Source organism: Polymorphobacter sp. (genome assembly GCF_051860865.1).
In the GTDB taxonomy this organism is placed as follows: domain Bacteria; phylum Pseudomonadota; class Alphaproteobacteria; order Sphingomonadales; family Sphingomonadaceae; genus Sandarakinorhabdus.
The window spans coordinates 18,197-39,502 of the sequence record NZ_JBIMKZ010000014.1; the positions used below are offsets into that span (position 1 = coordinate 18,197).

General features: G+C 66.6%; 29 protein-coding genes and 1 tRNA gene. 11 read left to right on the top strand and 19 right to left on the bottom strand.

The genetic code is table 11. From position 1 onward, the window contains the following. Window positions 1–60: 60 nt before the first annotated feature. Both rpoH and ACTIFJ_RS04250 read right to left on the bottom strand, forming a co-directional pair. Entirely contained in the window at window positions 61–966 is a 906-nt protein-coding gene (gene rpoH / locus ACTIFJ_RS04245) for an RNA polymerase sigma factor RpoH (RefSeq protein WP_439532845.1), read from the bottom strand. A 3-nt stretch (window positions 967–969) separates the two neighbouring features. Beyond that, window positions 970–1,935 (bottom strand): RluA family pseudouridine synthase, encoded by a 966-nt coding sequence (locus ACTIFJ_RS04250; RefSeq protein ID WP_439532846.1) that lies wholly within the window; start codon window positions 1,933–1,935, stop codon window positions 970–972. A gap of 18 nt (window positions 1,936–1,953) precedes the next feature. Here ACTIFJ_RS04250 and ACTIFJ_RS04255 point away from each other — a divergent pair, with 18 nt between their 5' ends. The 3 genes from ACTIFJ_RS04255 to ACTIFJ_RS04265 are packed head-to-tail and all read left to right on the top strand — an operon-like array spanning window position 1,954 to window position 3,159. After that, window positions 1,954–2,367: a M67 family metallopeptidase gene (locus tag ACTIFJ_RS04255; protein ID WP_439532847.1), complete on the top strand. Its 414-nt coding sequence runs from the start codon at window positions 1,954–1,956 to the stop codon at window positions 2,365–2,367. Further along, complete coding sequence (locus ACTIFJ_RS04260; protein ID WP_439532848.1) at window positions 2,368–2,598, top strand: cold-shock protein; 231 nt, start codon at window positions 2,368–2,370, stop codon at window positions 2,596–2,598. 6 nt (window positions 2,599–2,604) lie between these two features. Then, entirely contained in the window at window positions 2,605–3,159 is a 555-nt protein-coding gene (locus tag ACTIFJ_RS04265) for a hypothetical protein (protein WP_439532849.1), read from the top strand. On the opposite strand, the gene ACTIFJ_RS04270 is transcribed toward ACTIFJ_RS04265, so the two are convergent. Genes ACTIFJ_RS04270 through murI form a run of 7 tightly spaced genes read right to left on the bottom strand, consistent with a single transcriptional unit; the run spans window position 3,156 to window position 8,509 of the window. Further along, a complete protein-coding gene (locus tag ACTIFJ_RS04270) occupies window positions 3,156–3,914 on the bottom strand; it encodes an RNA methyltransferase (RefSeq protein WP_439532850.1) in 759 nt (252 codons plus the stop codon). The genes ACTIFJ_RS04265 and ACTIFJ_RS04270 overlap by 4 nt on opposite strands. After that, the gene (gene nrdR, locus ACTIFJ_RS04275; RefSeq protein WP_439532851.1) at window positions 3,911–4,396 is read right to left on the bottom strand and encodes a transcriptional regulator NrdR; all 486 of its coding nucleotides are present in this window, start codon (window positions 4,394–4,396) and stop codon (window positions 3,911–3,913) included. The genes ACTIFJ_RS04270 and nrdR overlap by 4 nt, the downstream gene beginning before the upstream one ends. Before the next feature lie 15 nt (window positions 4,397–4,411). Then, window positions 4,412–5,710, bottom strand: coding sequence for a serine hydroxymethyltransferase (glyA, locus tag ACTIFJ_RS04280; RefSeq protein WP_439532852.1), 1,299 nt, complete (start codon window positions 5,708–5,710; stop codon window positions 4,412–4,414). An 11-nt stretch (window positions 5,711–5,721) separates the two neighbouring features. Then, window positions 5,722–6,171, bottom strand: coding sequence for a ribose 5-phosphate isomerase B (gene rpiB, locus ACTIFJ_RS04285; protein WP_439532853.1), 450 nt, complete (start codon window positions 6,169–6,171; stop codon window positions 5,722–5,724). 48 nt (window positions 6,172–6,219) lie between these two features. Further along, window positions 6,220–7,260: an enoyl-CoA hydratase/isomerase family protein gene (locus ACTIFJ_RS04290; protein ID WP_439532854.1), complete on the bottom strand. Its 1,041-nt coding sequence runs from the start codon at window positions 7,258–7,260 to the stop codon at window positions 6,220–6,222. Continuing rightward, complete coding sequence (locus tag ACTIFJ_RS04295; RefSeq protein ID WP_439532855.1) at window positions 7,257–7,703, bottom strand: PaaI family thioesterase; 447 nt, start codon at window positions 7,701–7,703, stop codon at window positions 7,257–7,259. Before ACTIFJ_RS04295 ends, ACTIFJ_RS04290 begins: the two co-directional genes overlap by 4 nt. Beyond that, the gene (gene murI / locus ACTIFJ_RS04300) at window positions 7,700–8,509 is read right to left on the bottom strand and encodes a glutamate racemase (RefSeq protein WP_439532856.1); all 810 of its coding nucleotides are present in this window, start codon (window positions 8,507–8,509) and stop codon (window positions 7,700–7,702) included. The genes ACTIFJ_RS04295 and murI overlap by 4 nt, the downstream gene beginning before the upstream one ends. Window positions 8,510–8,679: 170 nt before the next feature. Here murI and ACTIFJ_RS04305 point away from each other — a divergent pair, with 170 nt between their 5' ends. The 5 genes from ACTIFJ_RS04305 to ACTIFJ_RS04325 all read left to right on the top strand — a co-directional run bounded on the left by ACTIFJ_RS04305 (window position 8,680) and on the right by ACTIFJ_RS04325 (window position 12,722). Continuing rightward, window positions 8,680–9,132, top strand: a complete 453-nt coding sequence (locus tag ACTIFJ_RS04305) for a hypothetical protein (protein WP_439532857.1) — start codon at window positions 8,680–8,682, stop codon at window positions 9,130–9,132. Window positions 9,133–9,258: 126 nt separating this feature from the next. Then, complete coding sequence (gene hemB / locus ACTIFJ_RS04310) at window positions 9,259–10,245, top strand: porphobilinogen synthase (protein WP_439532858.1); 987 nt, start codon at window positions 9,259–9,261, stop codon at window positions 10,243–10,245. A gap of 75 nt (window positions 10,246–10,320) precedes the next feature. After that, window positions 10,321–11,124 (top strand): hypothetical protein, encoded by an 804-nt coding sequence (locus tag ACTIFJ_RS04315; protein WP_439532859.1) that lies wholly within the window; start codon window positions 10,321–10,323, stop codon window positions 11,122–11,124. Window positions 11,125–11,163: 39 nt separating this feature from the next. Beyond that, entirely contained in the window at window positions 11,164–12,204 is a 1,041-nt protein-coding gene (gene argC, locus ACTIFJ_RS04320; RefSeq protein ID WP_439532860.1) for an N-acetyl-gamma-glutamyl-phosphate reductase, read from the top strand. Beyond that, window positions 12,204–12,722 carry a gamma carbonic anhydrase family protein gene (locus ACTIFJ_RS04325; protein WP_439532861.1) on the top strand — a complete coding sequence of 173 codons (519 nt, stop codon included), beginning with the start codon at window positions 12,204–12,206 and terminating at the stop codon, window positions 12,720–12,722. Before argC ends, ACTIFJ_RS04325 begins: the two co-directional genes overlap by 1 nt. Here ACTIFJ_RS04325 and ACTIFJ_RS04330 read toward each other — a convergent pair whose 3' ends face one another. Further along, entirely contained in the window at window positions 12,723–13,202 is a 480-nt protein-coding gene (locus tag ACTIFJ_RS04330; RefSeq protein ID WP_439532862.1) for a pyridoxamine 5'-phosphate oxidase family protein, read from the bottom strand. Window positions 13,203–13,302: 100 nt separating this feature from the next. Between ACTIFJ_RS04330 and ACTIFJ_RS04335 the strand changes: the two genes are divergently transcribed. Beyond that, window positions 13,303–13,692 (top strand): DUF983 domain-containing protein, encoded by a 390-nt coding sequence (locus ACTIFJ_RS04335; RefSeq protein WP_439532863.1) that lies wholly within the window; start codon window positions 13,303–13,305, stop codon window positions 13,690–13,692. Between the two features lies 1 nt (window position 13,693). On the opposite strand, the gene ACTIFJ_RS04340 is transcribed toward ACTIFJ_RS04335, so the two are convergent. From ACTIFJ_RS04340 to ACTIFJ_RS04355, 4 genes are all read right to left on the bottom strand, one after another. Further along, the gene (locus ACTIFJ_RS04340; protein WP_439532864.1) at window positions 13,694–14,227 is read right to left on the bottom strand and encodes a hypothetical protein; all 534 of its coding nucleotides are present in this window, start codon (window positions 14,225–14,227) and stop codon (window positions 13,694–13,696) included. Then, window positions 14,224–14,553: a hypothetical protein gene (locus tag ACTIFJ_RS04345; RefSeq protein ID WP_439532865.1), complete on the bottom strand. Its 330-nt coding sequence runs from the start codon at window positions 14,551–14,553 to the stop codon at window positions 14,224–14,226. Before ACTIFJ_RS04345 ends, ACTIFJ_RS04340 begins: the two co-directional genes overlap by 4 nt. Next, window positions 14,543–15,097, bottom strand: a complete 555-nt coding sequence (locus ACTIFJ_RS04350; RefSeq protein ID WP_439532866.1) for a glycoside hydrolase family 108 protein — start codon at window positions 15,095–15,097, stop codon at window positions 14,543–14,545. Before ACTIFJ_RS04350 ends, ACTIFJ_RS04345 begins: the two co-directional genes overlap by 11 nt. Window positions 15,098–15,223: 126 nt before the next feature. Further along, window positions 15,224–15,300: transfer RNA gene (locus ACTIFJ_RS04355), tRNA-Pro, on the bottom strand. 89 nt (window positions 15,301–15,389) lie between these two features. Here ACTIFJ_RS04355 and mce point away from each other — a divergent pair. Further along, window positions 15,390–15,839 carry a methylmalonyl-CoA epimerase gene (gene mce, locus ACTIFJ_RS04360; RefSeq protein ID WP_439532867.1) on the top strand — a complete coding sequence of 150 codons (450 nt, stop codon included), beginning with the start codon at window positions 15,390–15,392 and terminating at the stop codon, window positions 15,837–15,839. A gap of 70 nt (window positions 15,840–15,909) precedes the next feature. Here the strand turns inward: mce and ACTIFJ_RS04365 are convergent, their stop codons facing one another. Together ACTIFJ_RS04365 and arfB are read right to left on the bottom strand one after the other, a co-directional pair. Beyond that, a complete protein-coding gene (locus ACTIFJ_RS04365; RefSeq protein WP_439532868.1) occupies window positions 15,910–16,278 on the bottom strand; it encodes a CsbD family protein in 369 nt (122 codons plus the stop codon). Between the two features lie 89 nt (window positions 16,279–16,367). Further along, on the bottom strand, window positions 16,368–16,775 hold the full coding sequence (arfB, locus tag ACTIFJ_RS04370) for an alternative ribosome rescue aminoacyl-tRNA hydrolase ArfB (protein WP_439532869.1): 408 nt from the start codon (window positions 16,773–16,775) through the stop codon (window positions 16,368–16,370). A 44-nt stretch (window positions 16,776–16,819) separates the two neighbouring features. Here arfB and ACTIFJ_RS04375 point away from each other — a divergent pair, with 44 nt between their 5' ends. Then, window positions 16,820–17,449, top strand: a complete 630-nt coding sequence (locus tag ACTIFJ_RS04375) for a glutathione S-transferase family protein (RefSeq protein WP_439532870.1) — start codon at window positions 16,820–16,822, stop codon at window positions 17,447–17,449. On the opposite strand, the gene ACTIFJ_RS04380 is transcribed toward ACTIFJ_RS04375, so the two are convergent. From ACTIFJ_RS04380 to ACTIFJ_RS04390, 3 genes are all read right to left on the bottom strand, one after another. Then, window positions 17,434–18,648, bottom strand: a complete 1,215-nt coding sequence (locus tag ACTIFJ_RS04380) for a multidrug effflux MFS transporter (protein ID WP_439532871.1) — start codon at window positions 18,646–18,648, stop codon at window positions 17,434–17,436. The two genes, ACTIFJ_RS04375 and ACTIFJ_RS04380, sit on opposite strands and share 16 nt — an antisense overlap. 95 nt (window positions 18,649–18,743) lie before the next feature. Further along, window positions 18,744–20,675, bottom strand: a complete 1,932-nt coding sequence (gene dxs, locus ACTIFJ_RS04385) for a 1-deoxy-D-xylulose-5-phosphate synthase (protein WP_439532872.1) — start codon at window positions 20,673–20,675, stop codon at window positions 18,744–18,746. A gap of 58 nt (window positions 20,676–20,733) precedes the next feature. Then, window positions 20,734–21,282: a Fur family transcriptional regulator gene (locus ACTIFJ_RS04390; protein ID WP_439532873.1), complete on the bottom strand. Its 549-nt coding sequence runs from the start codon at window positions 21,280–21,282 to the stop codon at window positions 20,734–20,736. Window positions 21,283–21,306: the final 24 nt, after the last annotated feature.

Sequence of the window (21,306 nt, forward strand, 5' to 3'; positions counted from 1 at the left end):
AGCACGGCGGATGATGAACGGGGACCCAATAATCAATAATTTTTGATGACAGTCAGATGCTCAGACGGCCGGCAGCATATGGCGGTTGGTGGCCAGCTCATGCATGGCGCGCGACAGTTTTTCGAACGCCCGCACCTCGATCTGGCGCACCCGCTCGCGGCTGATGCCATATTCCTGGCTCAGCGCCTCGAGCGTTTCCGGCTCGTCGATCAGTCGGCGCCGGGTGAGGATATGCTGCTCGCGCTCGTTCAGCGCGTGCATGGCTTCACCCAGAAGCGCATGGCGCTGCTCGCGCTCCTGCTCGTCCGCGACCATCTCGTCCTGGAGCGGGCCGGAGTCGGCCAGCCAGTCCTGCCACTCGCCCTCGCCTTCTTCGCGCAACGGCGCGTTGAGGCTGGTGTCGCCGCCCATCGACATGCGCCGGTTCATCGACACGACTTCGTCCTCGGTCACTCCGAGGGTGGTGGCGATCTTCTCGACGTCATGGCCGCGCAGGTCGCCATCCTCGATGGCGCCGAGCTTGCCCTTGAGGCGCCGCAGATTGAAGAACAGCTTCTTCTGCGCCGCGGTGGTGCCGATCTTCACCAGGCTCCACGAGCGCAGGATATATTCCTGGATCGCCGCCCGGATCCACCACATCGCATAAGTGGCCAGACGGAAACCCTTCTCGGCATCGAACTTCTTGACGCCCTGGATCAGCCCGATATTGCCCTCGGCGATCAGCTCCGCCACCGGCAGGCCATAGCCGCGATAGCCCATGGCAATCTTGGCGACGAGGCGCAGATGGCTGGTGACCAGCGTGGCGGCGGCCTCCGGGTCCTCATGCTCGGCCCAGCGCTTGGCCAGCATATATTCCTGCTCGGGCGCCAGCAGCGGAAACTTGCGGATTTCCGATAGATAGCGGTTCAGGCCGTCCTCACCGCCAAGCGCCGGGATGCTGGTTCTGATTGCGGGAACATTGGCCATGGCTCACTCCTGCTCCAGTTCGCCTGAAAGACGACTGATTAGCTCCACTATATCGCGCGGCAGCGGGGATTCAAACGAAATCTGAGTGCCGCTCAGCGGATGGATGAAGCCGAGCGTCGCGGCATGCAGCGCCTGGCGGGCAAAACCGAGCGCGTCCAGCACCGTCGCCAACCCGCCCGGGGTCCGTCCATACGCCTGATCGCCCAATAGCGGATGGCCGATGGATGCCATGTGAACCCGGATCTGGTGGGTTCGCCCCGTCTCCAGCCGGCATTCGATGACTGCGGCGCCGGGCAGTGCCCTTGTCACCCGATAATGGGTCACCGCCCGCTTGCCGCGCCCGTCGGCCACAATGGCGATCTTCTGCCGATTGGCGGTCGATCGTGCCAGCGAGGCCTCGATCCGCCCGGCCGGCGGCACCGGCATGCCGGCCACCACCGCCGTATAGCGCCGCTCGACGGTGTGGGCAGCGAACTGCCGGGCCAGAGCCTCATGCGCGGTGTCGGTCTTGGCGACTACCAGCAGCCCCGACGTATCCTTGTCGATCCGGTGCACGATCCCCGGCCGGGCGACGCCGCCGATGCCCGACAGCCGGCCGGCGCAATGGTGGAGCAGTGCATTGACCATCGTGCCATCGAGATTGCCGGCGGCCGGATGCACGACCAGCCCGGCCGGCTTGTCGACGACCAGCAGGGCGTCGTCCTCATGGACGATGGTCAGCGGAATATCCTGGGCCACGGTATCGGAGGGCCGCGCCGCCGGGATGACGAGGCAGAGCTTTTCGCCGCCTTTCACTTTCAACGCCGGATCGCGCAGCAGGCCGGCGGCGCCCGTCACCCGACCGGCGGACACCAGCGCTTTCAGTCGTTCGCGGCTGTGCGCCGGCAGGCTCGCCGCCAGCGCTCGGTCGAGCCGCCACCCGGCGAACCCCTCGTCGAGCACGAGATCAATCGACTTTTCTTCCCCCATCGCCTAGCCGATGTCGTCATGATCGTCCGAATTGCAAGTGGCCTTTACCAACAGTTGATCGACGCTGCCGCCGCCGATGCGCGCCGGGAAGTCTGCGGGCTGATCCTGGGACGACCCGACCAGATCCTGGCCGTGCGCCCGGCGCCCAATGTCGCCGAAAATCCCGAGCAGCGGTTCGAGATCGATCCGGCCGTGTTGCTGGCCGTTCACCGCCAGGCGCGAGGCGAGGGGCTAAAGGTTATCGGCCATTATCATTCGCATCCTGGCGGCGACGCCCGGCCCTCCCTCCGCGACGCGGCGCGGGCGGTGGAGGATGGCCAGCTCTGGGTCATAGTCGCTGGAGCCAGCGTTACCGCCTGGCGCAGTGTCGCGCAGGGGTCCGCCGGTGCATTGCACGGGCGTTTTTCCATTATTCATCTTGAGGTGCAATAAATGGCCACTGGCGTCGTCAAATGGTTTGACGCGAAAAAGGGATTCGGTTTCATCACGCCGGATCATGGTCCCCGCGATGTATTTGTTCATGTCTCCGCTTTGTCCAACGCTGGCCTCGATACCCTGGTACCGGGCCAACGGCTCGAATTCGAACTCGCGCAGAGCGGCGATGGCCGGCTGCTCGCGCTCGGCCTCGTTGCCCGCGAATCCACCGCATCGCCGCCGGAATGATGCGTCATGAAGGGCAAAGCGGCTGAAGAGCCGGTTCCCGACGCCAGCCTCGTCGTTCGCTGGCTCTGCCATGACATGGCAACGCCCGTGGCGACCTTGCTTACCGCCTCGGAGTTGCTCGGCGATTCCGGCGATGCGGAGATCAACGAGCTGATCACCGCAGCCATCCGCAAGCTTTCGGCCCGGCTGCGCCTCGTGCGCCTGGCGCTCGGCACGGCCAGTGGTGGCCTTGCCGCCGGTGCCATGGAGCGGCTGCTCAACGAGGCCCTGCCGGACACGCCGCTGCAGCTCTCGCTCGATGCCCGAACGACGCCGCCATCGAGCCAGATTGCCGGCGCTGCCCTTGTCCTGTCCGATCTCAACAGGCTGTCGCCGCTGGAGATCGACGCCGATGGCGCGCGCTGGACCAATGGCCAGCTACTGCCGGAAGCCGCAGCCAAGGCGATTGCCGGGGACGCCTCCGATGCGCGTGCCGCGATGATCGCGCTGGTGGCGGCGCAAAATCGCCGGGCGGGCCTGACTTTGGTGGCCGAACCGTCGGGGCTGGGCTTCCGGGCCTAGCGCTTGCCGCCGGTTGGCGCCGAGGTGACCCGCGGCGCCGCCAGCATCCGCACGACGCCGCGCAGCGTCCGCACCTCGCCCTCGGTGAACTGAGGGCGCGTCAGCAGGTTGCGCAGGGTCAGCCGCGCCGCTTCGGGCCGGCCGGGTGCGGGGCTGTAATAGCGGTTTTCGGTCAGCTTCTCGTCGATGGCGACGAACAGGTTTTCGAGCTCCTGCATCGGCGCCGGGCCGGGATAGTGCATCAGTTCCTCGGGCGGCATCGTCTGCTGCTGGCGCATCCACTCATAGGCGAACACCACCACCGCCTGGGCAAGATTGAGCGACCCGAAGTCGGGGTTGGTAGGGATCGTGCAGACCGCATGGGCGATCGCCAGGTCCGCGGTCTCCAGCCCGGTCCGTTCCGGGCCGAACAACAGCCCGCCCGGCAGACTGTCGGCCAACCCTAGCGCCTTCAGCTCCGAGACCGCCCGCTCCGGCGTCACCACGCGGCGGGTGATCGGCCGCATCAGCATGGCGGTGGCGAAGACGAGATGAAGGTCGGCGCAGGCTTCGGCGATGCTGTCGAACAGCCGGGCGCCGTCGAGCACTGCATCGGCACCGCTCGCCGCCGGGCCGGCGTCGACATTGGGCCAGCCGTCGCGCGGCCGCACCAGCCGCAGGTCGGTCAGCCCGAAGTTCATCATCGCCCGCGCCACCGCGCCGATGTTCACCCCCAGCTGCGGCCGCACCAGAATGACCGCTGGCGCCATGCTCATTGCGGGTCCGGCTCCGGAGGCTCGTCCCGCGTCATCGCCGGCAGGCCTCCGACGAAGGTCTCGAAGTCACGCGCCTCGCGGAAGTCGCGATAGACGCTGGCAAAGCGGATATAGGCGACCGGATCGAGCGCACGCAGCCCTTCCATCACCATCTCGCCGACTTGCTCCGCCTCGACTTCGGATTCACCCGTCGATTCAAGGCGCCGCACGACGCCATTGACGAGCCGTTCTATACGCTCGGGCGCAATCGGTCGCTTGCGGCAGGCGATCTCGATCGACCGGGCCAGCTTGTCGCGGTCGAAGACCTCGCGCTTGCCGCTCTTCTTGACCAGCGTCAGCTCGCGCAGCTGGATCCGCTCGAAGGTGGTAAATCGGCCGCCACAGGCTGGGCACTGCCGCCGCCGTCGGATCGCCGCTCCATCCTCGGTCGGCCGGCTATCCTTCACCTGGCTGTCTTCATTCCCGCAGAACGGACAGCGCACCCGGCCTCTCCCGGTTCAGCGATAGATCGGGAAGCGCGCGCACAGCGCCCGCACCCGGGACCGCACCTCGGCCTCGACGGCGCCATTGCCGTGCTCGCCATTGGCCGCCAGCCCGTCGAGCACATCGGCGATCATCTCGCCGATCGCCGCAAACTCGGCCTGGCCGAAGCCACGTGTCGTGCCGGCCGGCGAACCGACACGGATGCCGCTGGTCTTGGTCGGCGGCAGCGGATCGAACGGGATGCCCTTGTTGCAGGTGATGCCGGCGCGCTCCAGCGCCTCGTCGGCATCCTTGCCGGTCAGCCCCTTGGGGGTCAGGTCGATCAGCGCCAGATGGGTGTCGGTGCCGCCGGCAACCACGGCGCAGCCGCGCGCTACCAGCGTCGCCGCCAGCGTCTGGGCATTGGCGATGACGCGAACGATATAATCCTTGAAGTCCGGCTGCAGCGCCTCGCCGAACGCGACGGCCTTGGCGGCGATGACATGCATCAGCGGCCCGCCCTGCAGGCCAGGGAACACGGCCGAATTGAACTTCTTGCCGAGCGCCTCGTCGTTGGAGAGGATCATGCCGCCGCGCGGGCCGCGCAGGGTCTTGTGCGTCGTCGTGGTGACGACATGGGCATGCGGCAGTGGCGAGGGATGCAGACCGGCCGCGACCAGCCCGGAGAAATGCGCCATGTCGACCAGCAGCTTGGCGCCGACCTTGTCGGCAATCTCGCGAAAGCGGGCGAAATCGATGATCCGCGGATAGGCCGATCCGCCGGCGATGATCAGAACCGGCTTGTGCTCGACAGCCAGCGCCTCGACGGCATCATAGTCGATCAGATGGTCCTCGCGGCGCACACCATATTGCACGGCGTTGAACCATTTCCCGCTCATCGCCGGCGCCGCCCCATGCGTCAGATGCCCACCGGCATCGAGGCTCATGCCGAGAATGGTATCGCCGGGTTTGGTCAGCGCCAGCATCACCGCGCCATTGGCCTGGGCGCCGGAATGCGGCTGCACATTGGCATAGGCGCAACCGAACAGCGACTTGGCGCGGTCGATGGCCAGCTGCTCGACGGTGTCGGACGGCGCACAGCCCTGATAGTAACGCTTGCCCGGATAGCCCTCGGCATATTTGTTGGTGAACACCGAGCCCTGCGCCTCGAGCACCGCCCGGCTGACGATATTCTCGCTGGCGATCAGCTCGATCTGCGTCTGCTGCCGGTCCAGCTCGGCGGCGACCGCAGCGGCGACCATCGGATCACCGGCGGCCAGCGACGCTTCGAAGAAGCCCGGCGTCTCGTCGATCTTCTGGGGATTGCTGCTCATGCTCAAACTCCTCAAACCAGCTTGGGCGCGCTCGCACCCAGCTTCGCCACGCGGCCCGCATGGCGGCCGCCCTCAAATTCGGTGCGCAGAAACTCGTCCACACAGTCCCGCGCCACGTCGATGCCGATCAGCCGGCTGCCCAGCGCGAGGCAATTGGCGTCGTTGTGCTGCCGGGCCAGCCGCGCCATCAGCCCGCTGGTCACCAAAGCACAGCGCGCCGCCGGGTTTCGATTGACCGCGATCGAGATGCCGATCCCCGATCCGCACACGGCAATGCCCCGCGTCGCCCGCCCGTCCGCCAACGCCGCGCCAAGCGCCGCGCCATAATCCGGATAATCGACGCGCGCCTCGTCCATCGGCCCGAGATCGAGCACGTCGTGCCCGGCCGCCCGCAAATCTTCGGCAAGCGCCGCCTTCATGGCATAGCCGGCATGGTCGGAAGCAAGGGCAATGATCGTCATACGCAGCCTCTAGCCGCTCGCCTTGCCCTCATCAACCGCGCATACCGGCTATTCGAAGGTCAGATCGCCGCTGTCCGGTGCCTGCAGATAGCGGGCGAGCATGTCCTCGGTCACGGCCTCGAACGTCGCCGGCCGCCATTTCGGGTTGCGGTCCTTGTCGATCAGCTGCGCCCGGATCCCCTCGAAAAAGTCGTCGCCCTCGCGGATTGCGCAGACCATCCGGTATTCATTGACCAGCGCCTCCTCGATATCGGCACCGTCCGCCATCCGCAGCCCGAGCAGCGACAGCTTGCACGAGATCGGAGACATCCGCCGGATGATCGCTGCCTGCTCGCGCGCCCAGTCGTCGCCGCCGTCGAGCGAGGCGACGATGTCCTCCACCGTGTCGTGGCCGAAGTGAAAGTCGATGGCATCGCGGTACGCCTCCATCGGCGCCTCGCCCGGCGGCGCGTCCATTGCCTCCAGGATCTCGTCGATGCTTTCCTCGCCGGTCGCCAGCAGGTCGCGCAGCACGTCCAGCCGTTCCACCGGCACAAAATGGGTGGCGATTCCGGCATAGAGACAGTCCGCCGCCTTCAGCCGCGCGCCGGTCAGCGCCAGCCAGGTGCCGATCTCGCCGGGCAACTGCGCCAGCGCATGGGTGCCGCCGACATCGGGGATCAGCCCGATCCCGGTCTCCGGCATCGCAAACAGCGTCCGCTCGGTCGCCACCCGGTAGGGGCCATGGATCGACAGGCCGACTCCACCGCCCATGGTGATGCCGTCGATGATCGCAACATAGGGCAGCCGCAGCCGGGCGATCGCCTGGTTCATCCGATATTCATCGTGGAAGAACCCTTCCCACAGCGCCTTGTCCTCGCGCCCCTGCCGGCCGAGCAGCGCCACGTCGCCGCCGGCGCAAAAAGCCCGGTCGCCGGCCCCCTCGATCACTACCATCTCCGGCCCGCCGTCAGCCGCCGCGCCGAACAGCGCCCGATGCACGGCCAGCGCCATCGGCCGGTTGAGCGCGTTCAGCGCCTGGGGGCGATTGAGCGTCAGCCACATCGCCCGGCCGCGCCGCTCGACAAGAAGTTCGGGTTCTTCGCTCATATACGCTCCACCATCTCGAGTTTTTCTGCCAGCGGCATCGGCACGCCGGTCGTTGAAAGCCTTGCCAGCATCGTGCCGGCTTCGTCGAACAGGTCCGCCTCCATGAAGGCGACCCGCCGCCCGAGCTTCAGGCAGCGCCCCTCGGCATAGAGCGGCACCCCCGCCGGCGCCGGAAACAGGAAACTGGTCTTCATTTCGATCGACGGCAGCGTGATCCGCGCCCCGGCCCGGGCCACGGCCGCATAAAAAGCCGCGTCGTCGAGCATCGCCACCACGATACCGCCCTGGATCTGCCCGCGGGCGTTGCGACACTCGGGCGACGGCTGGAAGCGCACCCGCACCGTCCCGGCCGCGCTGTCCAGCGCCAGCACCTCCTCGCCGAGCAGCACCGCCGTTGGCGCGCCGCGACGGTTCAGTTCAGCCAGAAGCTCGGCATCGGTCACAGCGTCTCCTTCCGCATCAGCCCGAAGCCTTGAAGCGCCGCATCCAGCGCGTCAACCTCCGCCCCGCCCGTCTTGCCGCCAGCCGTGAACACCGCCAGCCCGCCGCCGCCGCCTCCTATATCGTCTCCCAGCAACACCTTGACCCGCCGCGCAATCCCCGGCCCGCCATCGTCGAAACCCACCCCTGGCAACCCCATCGAGGCCGCCGCCGCCGCCAGTTCCTCGCGCAGCAACGGAAAATGCGTGCAGGCCAGTACCACCCTATCCATCCGCAACCCGCCCGGCTGCCCGGTCAGCCCGCCCAGCTCATCGGCCACCGCCGCGACCGACACCACACGCCCGCGCAGCTTCGCCTCCGCCATCTCGACCAGCGCCGCCGAGCCATGCCGCAGCACCGTGCAATCGGCCGCAAATTCCGCCGACAACCGGTCCACATAGGCCTGCCGCACCGTCGCCCGCGTGCCCAGCACGCCGATCACCCGGCTCACCGACGCCGCCGCCGCCGGCTTGATCGCCGGCACCGTCCCCACCACCGGCAAATCCAGCGCCGCCCGCACGTGCGCCAGCGCAATCGTCGACGCGGTATTGCAGGCAATCACTGCCAGACGAGGCCGATACCGCTCCACCAGCCGCCCCAGCAGCGCCGGCACCCGCGCGGCAATCTCCGCCTCGCTCTTTGTTCCATAGGGAAAGCCGGCATCATCGGCGGCATAGACCACGCTCAGCCCCGGCATCAGCGCCCGGATCGGCCCGAGTACGGACAGGCCGCCCACCCCTGAATCGAAAACAAGAATCGGCGCGTTCATCGGGCGTGCCTAGCTTATGTGGGCACAGGGAAGAAGCCTCCGGCGGGGGGGCTAGCCCCCAGACCCCGGTGTATCGAGCAAAAACGCGTACGCATTGAAGGCAGGTCTTCGCTCCGCTTGCGAACACATGACTGGTCGCCCACATTCCCTCGACAACAGAGGGAAATCAGATGCGTGAGTTGTGGTTAATCAGCATTGGTCTGACACTGGTGACAGGTTCGGTGATGGCTGCCCCAGCGACCAACAGATATGTCGAAGGTCAAGTTTGGGAATACAAAACCCGCCCACGAGACAAGGGTTCATTGCTGAAGATCCAGAAGATCGAAGTTCTGCCCGAATTTTCCAAGACTGGTCCTGTCTATCACGTCAGCATCGTCGGCGTTCGTTTCGATGGTTTGCCGCTTGATGGCACCCTTCCGCACGCCCCTTTTTCAAAAACATCCCTGGACAAGAGCGTCACCAGACTTTCATCGTCAAAAATCGCATTTCCTGCCGTAGACGTAGGCATAGCGCATTGGAGGGAGGCGCGCGGGGGCATCTTCACCATAACTGTTGCCGAAGCGGTGAATTTCGCCGAGCAGACCATGCGCAAGCAGATGACGACCGAGCCGATCGGCCGCTAACGACCCGCCTCGGACGGACCCGCCTGGCGCAAATAGACGAAATCTTTATTTGATGGTTCGGTGATGCTGTCCACGGCCCAACAGCCCGCTCTTTCGTCCGCCCCGATCCCACGCTAACACGGCCCCATGACTTATCCCGCCACACGCCTGCGCCGTACCCGTTCCGCCCCCTGGTCGCGCGCGCTTCATTCGGAGACGGTGCTGACGCCGTCCAACCTGATCTGGCCGCTGTTTGTCACCCAGGGCACCGGGATCGTCGAGCCGATCACCACCATGCCCGGCGTCAACCGCCTGTCGGTGGACCGGCTCGCCGAGGCGGCGCGGGAGGCCGTGGATCTGGGCATTCCCTGTGTGGCGCTGTTCCCCAATACCCAGCCGGAACGGCGCAGCGATGATGGGGCGGAGGCGCTCAATCCCGACAATCTGATGTGCCAGGCGATCCGGGCGCTGAAAGACGCGCAGCCGGGGCTTGGCGTTCTCACCGACGTGGCGTTGGATCCCTATACCACCCATGGCCATGACGGATTGCTGGCCGAGGACGGCCGTATCCTCAACGATGCCACCATCGAGATGCTTATCGGCCAGTCGCTCAACCAGGCGCGTGCCGGGGCCGACATCATCGCGCCTTCCGACATGATGGACGGCCGCGTCGGCGCCATCCGCGAGGGGCTGGAAAGCGAGGGCTTCGATCTCGTCCAGATCATGGCCTATTCGGCGAAATATGCGTCAGCCTTCTACGGCCCGTTCCGCGATGCGGTCGGCAGCAGCGGCCATCTGAAGGGCGACAAGAAGACCTATCAGATGGACCCCGCCAACACCCGCGAGGCGCTGCGCGAAGTGGAGCTCGACATCCTCGAGGGCGCCGACTCGGTGATGGTCAAGCCCGGCCTGCCCTATCTGGACATCATCCGTGCCGTACGCGACGCCTTCGACGTGCCGATCTTCGCCTATCAGGTGTCGGGCGAGTATGCGATGCTGGAGGCCGCCATCGCTGCCGGCGTGCTGGACCGGGATCGGGCCGTCATCGAAACGCTGATGGCGTTCAAGCGCGCCGGCTGCTCGGGCGTGCTCACCTATCACGCCCCGTTGGCGGCCCGGCTGCTGGCCCGCTAGTCCGCCCTTCGGTTCATCGCGGCGCGGCACCGCGCGCCGTTGCAGACGCCGCCTTCGCCCGCTAGTCGCTCGAAGATGCGCGCCGAAGCCATCCGCACCGCCCCGCGCTGGCGTCTCCCGCGCCCGAGCCGGACAACGGCGTTCGTCCTCGTCCTCATCATCCACATGCTGTTGCTCTATGGGCTGCTGATCGTCGCCCCGCGCGTCAAGCTCGCCGACATGGGCATCAACGCCATCGAGGCCTTCAACATTCCCGAGCCCGCCGCCGAGAGCGAGGCCGAGCCGCCCCCCGCCGCCGCCACGCCCGCCGAGGCCCCGCAACCCAAAGTGCCGCCGCGCGCCACCGCGCCGACCATCGATGCCCCGGCCCCGCCCGTCGATCTTGGCGTGCTGCCGCTGGAGTTCGATCTCCGCAAGGTGCCGAGCCCCACGCCCGAGCCGGCTCCCGAGCAAAGCGCAGAGGCCGCGCTGCCGGACAGCCGCATCGTCAGCAACCCTGCCGCGGCGCCGGCGTATGGGCCGTCGCTCAACGGCCCGCCGCGCGGCCGCCCGTCGCCGCTCGCTGGCAAGACGCTCTATGCTGCCGAATGGTACCGCGAGCCGACCGACGCCGAACTGGCTTTCTATCTCCCCAAGACCGGCGTCCCCGCCGGCTCCTGGGCGCTCGTCGCCTGCCGGACGGTGGCCAATTTTCATGTCGAGGATTGTCAGGAAATGGGCGACAGCCAGCCAGGCTCGGGCCTCAGTCGCGCCATCCGCAACGCCGCCTGGCAGTTCCGCGTCCGCCCGCCGCGCGTCGGCGGCGAGTACAAGGTCGGCGAATGGGTGCAGATCCGCATCGATTTCACCCGGCCGCCCGAGGGTGAAGGCCCCGGCTGACGCTTGAACCGGCCGGGGCGATCCCGTAACGCTCGCGCCATGACCACGCCCCTTCGCATCGCCGTCCTCGGCGCCTCCGGCTACACCGGCGCCGATCTCGTGCGCCTCGCCCTCACCCATCCGGGGATCGAGATCGCCGCACTCGGCGCCAACAGCAAGGCCGGCCAGACGATGGCGGCGATCTGGCCGCATTTCACGCCCTACAAGCTGCCGACGCTGACCACCGCCGAAGCCATCGACTATGCGGCGATCGACGTCGTCTTCGGCTGCCTGCCGCATGCCGCCTCGGCGACGCTGCTCGCCACCATCCCGGACACGACGATCATCGATCTTTCGGCCGATTTCCGGCTCAAATCGGCGGACAGCTATGCCGAATGGTACAATACTCCCCACCCGGCCCCGCATCTGCTGGAGACCGCCGTCTACGGCCTCAGCGAGTTCGCCGCCGACACCTTGCCGGGCGCGCATCTGATCGCCTGCCCGGGCTGCTATCCCACCGCCGTGTTGCTGGCGCTGACGCCGCTGCTCGATGCCGGCGAGATCGCCCCCGAGCGGATCACCGTCAATGCCCTGTCCGGCGTTTCGGGCGCCGGCCGCAGCCTCAAGGAAGCCAACCTGTTTCCCGAGGTCGCCGAGGCGGTTCATCCCTATGGCCTTGGCCATCACCGCCACATGCCCGAGATCGAGCAGCAGCTGGCGCTTGCCGCCGGCGAGCCGGTGACGATCAGCTTCACGCCGCACCTGGTGCCGATGAATCGCGGCGAGCTCGTCACCTGCATCGTCGAACTGGCCCCCGGGCGCTCGCTGGCCAGCGCCCGCGCTGCGCTGGCAGACCGTTATGCCGATACGCCGTTCGTCCATCTGCTGCCGGACGGCCTGGCCCCCGCCACACGCATGGTGCGCGGCTCGAACCACTGCGTGGTCAACATCTTCGCCGACCGGATCCCCGGCCGGGTCATCGTCGTCGCGGCGATCGACAATCTGGTCAAGGGGTCATCCGGCCAGGCGATCCAGAACATGAACCTCGCGCTTGGGCTGCCCGAGACAATCGGGCTCGAAGCCGCGCCGCTGTTTCCCTGATGCCACTGCACCCGTTCAACGGCGTCCTGCCGCGCGTCCACGACACCGCCTTCGTTGCGCCCGGCGCCCAGGTCATCGGTGATGTCACCATCGGCGCGGACAGCTCAATCTGGTACAATTGCGTGCTGCGCGGGGACGTCCAGCGGATCACGATCGGCGCGCGCAGCAACATTCAGGATGGCAGCGTTCTCCATGTCACCACCGGCACCCACCATACTGAAATTCATAACGATGTGCTGGTTGGCCACCTCGCCATCATCCACGGTGCAATTCTCGAGTCCCGCAGCTTCGTCGGCCTCGGTAGCATCGTCATGGATGGCTGCGTGCTCGAACCGGACGCCATGCTCGCCGCGGGCGCGCTGCTGACGCCCGGTAAACGCATCGCGACCGGCCAGCTCTGGGCTGGCCGGCCGGCGCGTCATCTCCGCGACATGGCGGAGGAAGAAATTATCCGCAATCGGCGCGGCGCCGCGAGCTATGTTGAAGTCGCTCGTCAGCACCGCGCCTCGCTGGTCTGATTACATGGCCACGCGGCCACTCTCGCCCAGATCGGCCGGCTCCCCCGTCGCGGCCGTGACCAGCATCTTGATACCGGCCATGACGGCATTGGGTCCATCCCAGTAATCGGCTTCGTCAGCGTTGAAGGCGATCAGCACGATCTTGGGATCGTCCGGTCCATCAAAATACTGCTTTAGCGGCGCCTTCCACAGCCGGTGCACGCGGTCGCGGTCAACGACGATGTTGCCGCGGCCCATGAGCGACACATAATTGCCGCTGCCGGTATTGCCGAATGCCAGCGTGACGTCGGAGTCGGCGCGCAGATCGGAGAGTTTCGACGCGCCCGCCTCGGTCATGAACCAGATCGTGCGCTCTCCTTCGACAAACTGCGGGGTCATCGGGTGCGACCGGATGCGATTGCCGTCCAGGCTCGAAAAGGTGCAGACATGCGCACCCTCGATCATCTCGTATATCTTCTCCGGCGTCATCACGTCACTCATCGTCAGCACTCCTTCATGGTGTGCAAGACAACCAGCGGGGCGGCTGATCGTTCCCCAAAGAGGCTCGCGTCTGGCAGGCAAACAGGCGTATGGAGGCGCCATGCATACCCAAGCCCCCCTTATCGATACCGCTCGTCCTCTGGGACGCTCGCTGATGCGCGGCCTCGCCGGTCATTGCCCAAACTGTGGTGAAGGCAAGCTGTTCGGCCGCTTTCTAAAGCCGGTCGCCAGCTGCGCGCACTGCGGCCAGGACATCTCCGGCCATGCCGCCGATGATTTCCCGGCCTATATCGTCATCTTTCTGATCGGCCATATCCTCGCGCCGATCGCCATCGCCGTCGAAGCCCGCTTCGCGCCGCCGCTTTGGGGATATGCCGTGTTCGGCTCGCTCACCATCATCGTGATGGCGCTGGCAATGCTGCAGCCGGTCAAGGGCGGCGTTATCGGCTGGCAATGGGCGCTGCGCATGCACGGCTTCGCCAAGGGCTGAGTCACTCGGGCCAGGCAGCCCCCTGCGCCCGCGCCCAGGCAATCCAGGCATCGTCCTTGGCTATCGCCGCGTCGGCGGCATGGGCGGCGGCGACGGCAGTGTCGAAAGCCACCCACCCGCGGGCCGCGCAAGCCGCGTCGTCAGCGCCGGCGGAGGCGTTGGAAACGGCAGCTGCTCCACCCGCGCCGGAATCACCGCCACGGCGCGCGGCCTCCCAGCGCAGCCGGAGATCGTCATGGCGCCGAGCCAGATCAGCAAAATCCTGCGCCAAGCCATCATCCGTTCCTTTCGAGATCACCGCCTGTGTGCGGGCCAGCGCCTGCACCACCTGCCGCTGCCGCACCGCCGCCGCATCCGCCGCGGCCTGATAGGCGTGGCGATCGATCGCCGCCTGCGCCGCCGCCCCGGCCTGCCGGGCGTCCTCGACCTGCCCCCCATGCCAGGCCAGCAGCAGACCGACCAAGGCCAGCCCGCCCAGCACCAGCCACACCAGACGCGGCACTGCCGCCAGGCCCCGCAAGAGCAGCGCGCTCACAGTCCCGGCCCCTTCGGCTCATCCGCCCCGCCGCCCGAGGCCGAAAAGTCCGCCCCCATGAAGCTGGCCGACACCTGGCGCAGCGCCACGTTCATCGCCAGCCCGGTCAATACCAGCCCCAACAGCCCGAGTGTCGCATAGAGCGACATGCCGATGATCCGCAGCCGCGCCGCCGCCAGGCTGTCCGGCCAGGCCGCATGCAGCACATTCCAGGCCAGCCACACGGCCAGCAGCGTCAGCGCCAGCCCGGCGCCGGCGAACACCAGCGCCAATATCGTCCGCCGCCAGTTCGGATCGAGGTTCAGCGACCGCCGCTCAAGCGACACGATGGGCGAGCCAACCATAGAGAAAGCTCTCGTTCGCCGCCCGCGCTTCAGCCAGCTCGATGTAGCGCGCGCCCTTCAGCGCATTCAGCGCCTTCAGCAGCACCGCTTCGCCGTCGCTGCCGCGCACCGCCAGCAACCGCGCCAGCGCCGCCAGTGTATCGGGTCCCACCACCCGATCAGGCACGATGTCCGGCCAATCTCGCTGGTTCCGGTTAAGCGCGTTCAGGCTCCGTTGCAGCATGAACGCCGCCACCCCCGGTCCCATGTTGACGCCGATGTCGAACAGCTCGGCGGCCACCCGGGAACTGTGCGCGGCCACCGCCTCGAAGCCCGGCTGTTGCCAATAGCGCTGCCGATAGATGGCCAGTGCCAGGCTGCGCGGCAGGTTGCGCATCGATCCCGTCCAGCCATGCGCCCGCGCCACCGCGTCGGTAATACCCCAGTTCGTCGGCCCGCCGCGGTCGTCCCGATGATCGACATACCCGCCTTCCCGCTGCAACAGCACTGCCAGCATCGGTGCGATCGGATCCACGGCATCGGTCATCAGCGCCTCCCTGAGAAACCGCGCAATAACCTATATGGCTCAAAATGTCAAGATATCGAACCGAAAACAAACAAAAATGGCCCCAAAGGGCCGCATTTTCACCATCATCATGCTGTTGGGGGAAACTGGTCGGAGCGACAGGATTCGAACCTGCGACCCCTAGACCCCCAGTCTAGTGCGCTACCAGGCTGCGCCACGCTCCGACCGAGAGGCGCGCGTAGCCCAGTCACGGCAAGGTTGCAACCCGCAACGACGCATGACACATGCCGGCGACACGATCAGGAGCCGCGCCATGACCGACACCAATGCCTTGCCTCCCCTTCTTCTGGGCCGCCTCAACCATGTCGGCATTGCCTGCGTCAGCATCGATGCCACTGTGGCCATGTACGAGACCCTGTTCGGTGCCACGCTCAGCACCCCGGCTTTCGATCTCCCCGCCCAGGGCGTCCGCGTCGCCTTCATCGATGTCGCCAACAGCCAGCTCGAGCTGATCGAGCCCCTTGGCGAGGACAGCCCCATGCATGGCTTCCTCCGCAAGAACCCCAATGGCGGCCAGCATCATGTCTGTTTCGAAGTGGCGGACATCATCGCCGCTCGCGATGCGATGCGGGAACGCGGCGCCACCGTGCTCGGGACCGGCGAGCCGCGCATCGGTGCCCATGGCGTCCCCGTCATTTTCGTTCACCCGCGGGATACCGGCGGCGTGCTGATCGAGTTGATGGCGACGCCTGACCACCATTAACGTAAAAGGCCCTCGGTGGCTGGCGTTACAGGCGCCAGCCACCGAGGGCCCATGAAACAATGCCCCGCGTTTACTTGCGGCTGTTGATCAGCCAGCCGACGACGAAGCCGAGCGCAATGCCACCGGCGAGCGTTGCCAACGGCTGCTCCTGCACAGTGTGACGGACCTTGCTGCTGGCTTCCTCGGCAGCCCGAGCCGCCTTCTCGCGTGCTTCGCGAACCTGCTCGGGAGCATGGTCGGCCCATTCCTTGACGGTCTCGCTGGCCTTGCCATAAACGTCACGCGCCTTGCCATAAGCTTCCTGCGCCTTGCCCTTCAGATCGCGGATCGAACCATCGACCTGGGTCTGGGTGTCGCCGACGGCATTGCCGATGAATTCTTCGCCCTTGCCAACTGCCTGATCGAAGTTGCCTTCAAGGGTATCTTTGTTAACAGCCATGCCAAATCCTTTCGTGCCCGGTTGAAGTGTACAACCACCGGCTAAAGATAAGGTTCCCGAACCAAAGTTTGAAGACCCCCCGCGCAGAATCAGTCGTCGTTCCGCACCCGTCCCCGGCCCGATTTCACTCCCGCCCGCACGGCCTTCCCGGCCAGCCGACGTTCGCCGGACGCGCGAGTCGGCCGCGTCGGCCGGCGCTTCACCGGCCGCACCTCGGCCGCGGCGACCAGCGCCGCCAATCGTTCGCGTGCATCCGTGCGGTTGCGGTCCTGCGTGCGAAACCGCTGCGCCTCGATCACCAGCACACCATCATTGGTCAACCGGCTGCCGGCCAGCCGCATCAGCCGCACCGCCACATCATCGGGCAGGCTCGGCGAGCGGCGCACATCGAAGCGCAATTGCACCGCCGTGCTGACCTTGTTGACATTCTGCCCCCCCGGCCCGGAGGCCCGGACGAACCGCTCTTCCAGTTCGTCTTCGGGGATTACAATCGTCATGACCCCAGCCTAGGCTGACGCCCTGCCGCAGGAAAGGCCCCGCCATGCTCACCGTCCATCATCTCAACAACAGCCGCTCGCAGCGCATACTCTGGTTGCTCGAAGAACTCGGCCTCGAGTACGAGGTCAAAAGCTACCAGCGCGACGCCACCACCAGCCTCGCCCCGCCGACCCTCAAGGCCATCCATCCGCTCGGCAAATCCCCTGTGCTCGAGGATGACGGCCAGATCATCGTCGAATCGGGCGCCATCATCGACTACATCCTGCGCCGCTACGGCAATGGCCGGCTGATGCCCGCGCCCGGCACCCCGGCCCATGAGGGCTATCTGATGTGGCTGCACTTCGCCGAGGGGTCAGCGATGTTGCCGTTCCTGCTGGCGCTATACACAAGCCGCCTTGGCGAGGCCGCCGCCCCGCTGGCGCCACGCATCGAGGAGCAGATCGGCAGCCACCTCGCCTATTTCGCCGCCGAACTGGGCGACAGGGACTGGCTCGTCGAAAACCAGCTTTCCGGCGCCGACATCATGATGAGCTTCGTTGCCGAGCTGGCCGCCAAACAGGGCCTCGGGGCGCATTTCCCCACGCTGGAGGCCTATGCCCGGCGTCTCCAGGCCCGCCCAGCCTGGCAGACCGCCGCCGCCCGTACCGAGCCCTATGCCTATCGTCTGGACTGATCGCCGGCCCGGGGCCGCGCCAGTCCGTAATAGCTGGTCACCGCCAGGATCAGCGCTGCCATCAGCGTGATCGCCAGCGGCATCGCCGTACCGTCATGCAGCGCGGCTGCCACCGCCGAGGACAAGGCGCCCATCGCAAAGGTCGCCGCCCCCAGCAGACCGGAGACCGTGCCGGCGCGAAGCGGGTCGACGCTGAGCGCGCCGGCCATCGCATTGGAGCCGACAAAGCCGTTGGAGGCCAGCACAGCGGCCACCGCAACGAGAATGACCGGTGGCGACGCATCGGCCGCCACCACCGCCAGCAGCACCACCCCTAGAATGAGCGACACCAATGTCGCCATGCCCAGCACCCAGTCGGGCGTGCGATGCAACAACACCCAGCGATTGACCTGCGCAGCGCTGATCAGCCCGATGGCGATCAGCGCAAACACCACGCTGAATTCCCAGGCGCTATAGCCCCAGGTCTCGATCATCAGGTCCGGCGTTGTCGAGATATAGGCGAACAATGTCGCGCCATTGGCCGCGCCGACCAGCATGTAGCCGATCACACGCCTTTGCCCCATCACGTCCCAATAGCTTGCCAATATGCCTTCACCGCGCGCCGTCGCCGCTGTCGCCGCCGACCGGCTTTCGTCGAGCCGCGCCCACACCATCAGCAGCAGCGCCGCGCCGAACAGGGCCAGCGCATAGAACACCGCCCGCCAGTCGAGAATCATCACCAGCCAGCTGCCCAGGGCCGGCGCGAACAGCGGCGCCACCGCCAGGACCAGCATCAGCAGCGAGAAAATCCGCGCCGATTCGCCATGGTCATAGCGGTCCCGCACCACCGCACGCACCACCACCATCCCCGAGCAGCAGCCCAGCGCCTGCACGAACCGCGCCGTCACCATCAGCTCGATCGACGGCGCCAAGGCGCAGGCAATGCTGGCGGCCACATAGAGCGCGCAGCCGAAGATGATCGTCGGCCGCCGCCCCACCCGGTCACTCACCGGCCCATAGACCAGCTGCCCCAGCGCCATGCCGATGAAGAACGCCGTCAGCGTCAGCTGCACCACCGCCGGCGTCACCGCAAAGTCGCGCGCGATTGCCGGCAAGGCAGGCAGATACAGGTCGATGGTCATCGCCCCGAACGCCGTCAGCGCGCCGAGCAGAAGATATTCACCCAGCGTCGGCTGCCGGGCAACAACACTAGGGGCCATTGTCATCGCAGCCGATTAGGCGAGAAAGCCGGCAAGGTCGATCAGCAAAGCGCAGTCCTGGCCATCAGGCGATAATGTGCCACAGCCGCCTTCGATCAGGCGCGCGACACCTCGGCAATGCCCACCGAATTGAAGCGCAACGCCTCAAGAACCGTTTCGACGATCGCCGGGGCATCGAGCCGTGCTTCGGCATATTGCTTCGCCGGATTCTCATGCTCCTGGAACAGATCGGGCAGTCGCATCGTCCGCACCTTCAGCCCGGCGTCAGTCAGGCCCTCGTCGGACAGCCAGGTCAGCACATGCGCGCCGAAGCCGCCGATCGCACCCTCCTCGACCGTCACCAGCACCTCATGCGTCGCTGCCAGCTTGCGGATCATTTCATGGTCGAGCGGCTTGGCGAAGCGCAGGTCGGCCACTGTCGTCGAGATGCCCTTGCGCTCCAGCTCATCCGCCGCCTTCAGCGCCTCGCCCAGCCGGGTGCCCAAAGACAGGATCGCCACCGTCTTGCCCTCGCGGACGATCCGGCCCTTGCCGATCTCGAGCCGCTCCGGCACCGCCGGCAGCGCCACCCCGATGCCCTCGCCACGCGGATAGCGCACGGCAATCGGCCCGCTGTCATGCAGCGCCGCCGTGTGCACCATGTGCACCAGCTCAGCCTCGTCGGCCGCTGCCATAACCACGAAGTTTGGCAGTGTTGCCAGATAGGTCACGTCGAAGCTGCCGGCATGGGTCGAGCCATCGGCCCCCACAAGTCCGGCGCGGTCGATGGCGAAGCGCACCGGCAGGTTCTGGATCGCCACATCATGTACGACCTGATCATAGGCACGCTGCAGGAAGGTCGAATAGATCGCGCAGAACGGCCGCATCCCTTGCGCTGCCAGCCCGGCGGCAAAGGTTACCGCATGCTGCTCGGCGATGCCGACGTCGAACGTCCGGTCGGGAAAGGCCTTGGCGAACCGGTCGATCCCGGTGCCGGACGGCATTGCCGCGGTAATCCCGACGATCGTCGGATCGCGCCGGGCTTCCTCGATCAGCGCATCGCCGAATACATTCTGATACTGCGGCGCCGACGGCTTGGCCTTGAACTGCGCGCCCGACACCACGTCGAACTTGACGACACCATGATATTTGTCCGCCGCCGCTTCGGCCGGCGCGTAGCCCTTGCCCTTCTGCGTCACGACATGGACGAGGATCGGCCCCTCGGCCGCATCCCGGACATTCTCCAGAACCGGCAGCAGATGTTCGAGATTATGCCCGTCGATCGGCCCGACATAATAGAAGCCCAGCTCCTCGAACAGCGTGCCGCCGCCCTGAGCCATGCCGCGCGCATATTCGTCGGCCCGCCGGGCTGCCTGCACCAGCGGCTTGGGCAGCGCCTTGCGCGCCAACTGCTTCATCGCCTCGCGAAGCTCGAGGAAGGACCGGGACGACAACAGCCGCGCCAGATAGGCGGATAGAGCCCCCACCGGCGGCGCGATCGACATGTCATTATCGTTGAGGATCACCACCAGCCGGTTGCCGGCCTGGGCCGCATTGTTCATCGCCTCATAGGCCATGCCCGCCGACATGGCGCCGTCGCCAATCACAGCGATCGCCTTGCCCGGCCGCCCCTGCAGCTTGTTTGCCACCGCGAAGCCCAGCGCCGCCGAAATCGACGTCGAGCTGTGCGCGGCGCCGAAGGGATCATATTCGCTCTCGGACCGCTTCGTGAAGCCGGACAGCCCGCCCCCCTGCCGCAGCGTGCGGATGCGGTCGCGCCGACCGGTCAGGATCTTGTGCGGATAGGCCTGATGGCCGACGTCCCAGATCAGCCGGTCGTCCGGGGTGTTGAAAACATGGTGCAAGGCCACCGTCAGCTCGATCACGCCCAGCCCGGCGCCGAGATGGCCACCTGTGGTCGACACGGCGTCGATCATCTCGGTGCGCAATTCATCCGCCACCTGACGCAGCTGCGCATGGCTGAAGCCGCGCAGGTCGGCGGGCACATGCACCGTATCGAGCAAGGGCGTGTCGGGTCGCTGGGTCACAAGTCCGCCAATATTATTGCAGCACAAACCACACTGCTAGCGCCAGAACAGGTCGCTGTCACCCGTCCGCATCGCCGCCGGTCGTCACGCCGGCGTCCGCGGCGGCCCGGCAATCTGCGCACCTGCCGCGCAATTCGATGATCGGCTTGTCGGCCAGAAAGCCCCGCGCCGCCGCTTGGTCGCGCAACCGCCCACCGAGCCCATCGTCATCTAGATGCACTGCCTTGCCGCAGTCATCGCAGACCAGGAACACGCAGTCGTGCCGGCAGCCGGGATGGGCATTGGCAATGTAGGCGTTTGCACTCTCCACCCGCATCGCCACATTGGACGCCACGAACAGATCGAGGATACGGTAGACGCTGTTGGCCGCCACCCTGCGACCCTGCGCCACACTCACCGCATCGGTCACGTCATAGGCGCTTGCCGGCCGGTCGAACCCGGCCAGCGCCGAGAACACTGCGGCGCGCATCGGCGTCCACTGCTCTCCGGCCTGACGCAAGGCCCCCTCGGCAGCCGCAGCCAGTGCCGGACCCTCCCGGTCATGATGATGATGTCCGGGGGGAAGAAGCGGCGGCGCCGCAGCCGTGAGGGAAGAGCCAGGAACCATCATCCTCATATCGGCCTTTCCCCT

Bases quoted from the DNA above. Each gene is read 5' to 3' on its own strand.
- rpoH (WP_439532845.1), bottom strand. From the start codon at position 966: ATGGCCAATGTTCCCGCAATCAGAACCAGCATCCCGGCGCTTGGCGGT.
- ACTIFJ_RS04250 (WP_439532846.1), bottom strand. From the start codon at position 1,935: ATGGGGGAAGAAAAGTCGATTGATCTCGTGCTCGACGAGGGGTTCGCC.
- ACTIFJ_RS04255 (WP_439532847.1), top strand. From the start codon at position 1,954: ATGATCGTCCGAATTGCAAGTGGCCTTTACCAACAGTTGATCGACGCT.
- ACTIFJ_RS04260 (WP_439532848.1), top strand. From the start codon at position 2,368: ATGGCCACTGGCGTCGTCAAATGGTTTGACGCGAAAAAGGGATTCGGT.
- ACTIFJ_RS04265 (WP_439532849.1), top strand. From the start codon at position 2,605: ATGAAGGGCAAAGCGGCTGAAGAGCCGGTTCCCGACGCCAGCCTCGTC.
- ACTIFJ_RS04270 (WP_439532850.1), bottom strand. From the start codon at position 3,914: ATGAGCATGGCGCCAGCGGTCATTCTGGTGCGGCCGCAGCTGGGGGTG.
- glyA (WP_439532852.1), bottom strand. From the start codon at position 5,710: ATGAGCAGCAATCCCCAGAAGATCGACGAGACGCCGGGCTTCTTCGAA.
- rpiB (WP_439532853.1), bottom strand. From the start codon at position 6,171: ATGACGATCATTGCCCTTGCTTCCGACCATGCCGGCTATGCCATGAAG.
- ACTIFJ_RS04290 (WP_439532854.1), bottom strand. From the start codon at position 7,260: ATGAGCGAAGAACCCGAACTTCTTGTCGAGCGGCGCGGCCGGGCGATG.
- murI (WP_439532856.1), bottom strand. From the start codon at position 8,509: ATGAACGCGCCGATTCTTGTTTTCGATTCAGGGGTGGGCGGCCTGTCC.
- ACTIFJ_RS04305 (WP_439532857.1), top strand. From the start codon at position 8,680: ATGCGTGAGTTGTGGTTAATCAGCATTGGTCTGACACTGGTGACAGGT.
- hemB (WP_439532858.1), top strand. From the start codon at position 9,259: ATGACTTATCCCGCCACACGCCTGCGCCGTACCCGTTCCGCCCCCTGG.
- ACTIFJ_RS04315 (WP_439532859.1), top strand. From the start codon at position 10,321: ATGCGCGCCGAAGCCATCCGCACCGCCCCGCGCTGGCGTCTCCCGCGC.
- argC (WP_439532860.1), top strand. From the start codon at position 11,164: ATGACCACGCCCCTTCGCATCGCCGTCCTCGGCGCCTCCGGCTACACC.
- ACTIFJ_RS04325 (WP_439532861.1), top strand. From the start codon at position 12,204: ATGCCACTGCACCCGTTCAACGGCGTCCTGCCGCGCGTCCACGACACC.
- ACTIFJ_RS04330 (WP_439532862.1), bottom strand. From the start codon at position 13,202: ATGAGTGACGTGATGACGCCGGAGAAGATATACGAGATGATCGAGGGT.
- ACTIFJ_RS04335 (WP_439532863.1), top strand. From the start codon at position 13,303: ATGCATACCCAAGCCCCCCTTATCGATACCGCTCGTCCTCTGGGACGC.
- ACTIFJ_RS04350 (WP_439532866.1), bottom strand. From the start codon at position 15,097: ATGACCGATGCCGTGGATCCGATCGCACCGATGCTGGCAGTGCTGTTG.
- mce (WP_439532867.1), top strand. From the start codon at position 15,390: ATGACCGACACCAATGCCTTGCCTCCCCTTCTTCTGGGCCGCCTCAAC.
- ACTIFJ_RS04365 (WP_439532868.1), bottom strand. From the start codon at position 16,278: ATGGCTGTTAACAAAGATACCCTTGAAGGCAACTTCGATCAGGCAGTT.
- arfB (WP_439532869.1), bottom strand. From the start codon at position 16,775: ATGACGATTGTAATCCCCGAAGACGAACTGGAAGAGCGGTTCGTCCGG.
- ACTIFJ_RS04375 (WP_439532870.1), top strand. From the start codon at position 16,820: ATGCTCACCGTCCATCATCTCAACAACAGCCGCTCGCAGCGCATACTC.
- ACTIFJ_RS04380 (WP_439532871.1), bottom strand. From the start codon at position 18,648: ATGGCCCCTAGTGTTGTTGCCCGGCAGCCGACGCTGGGTGAATATCTT.
- ACTIFJ_RS04390 (WP_439532873.1), bottom strand. From the start codon at position 21,282: ATGGTTCCTGGCTCTTCCCTCACGGCTGCGGCGCCGCCGCTTCTTCCC.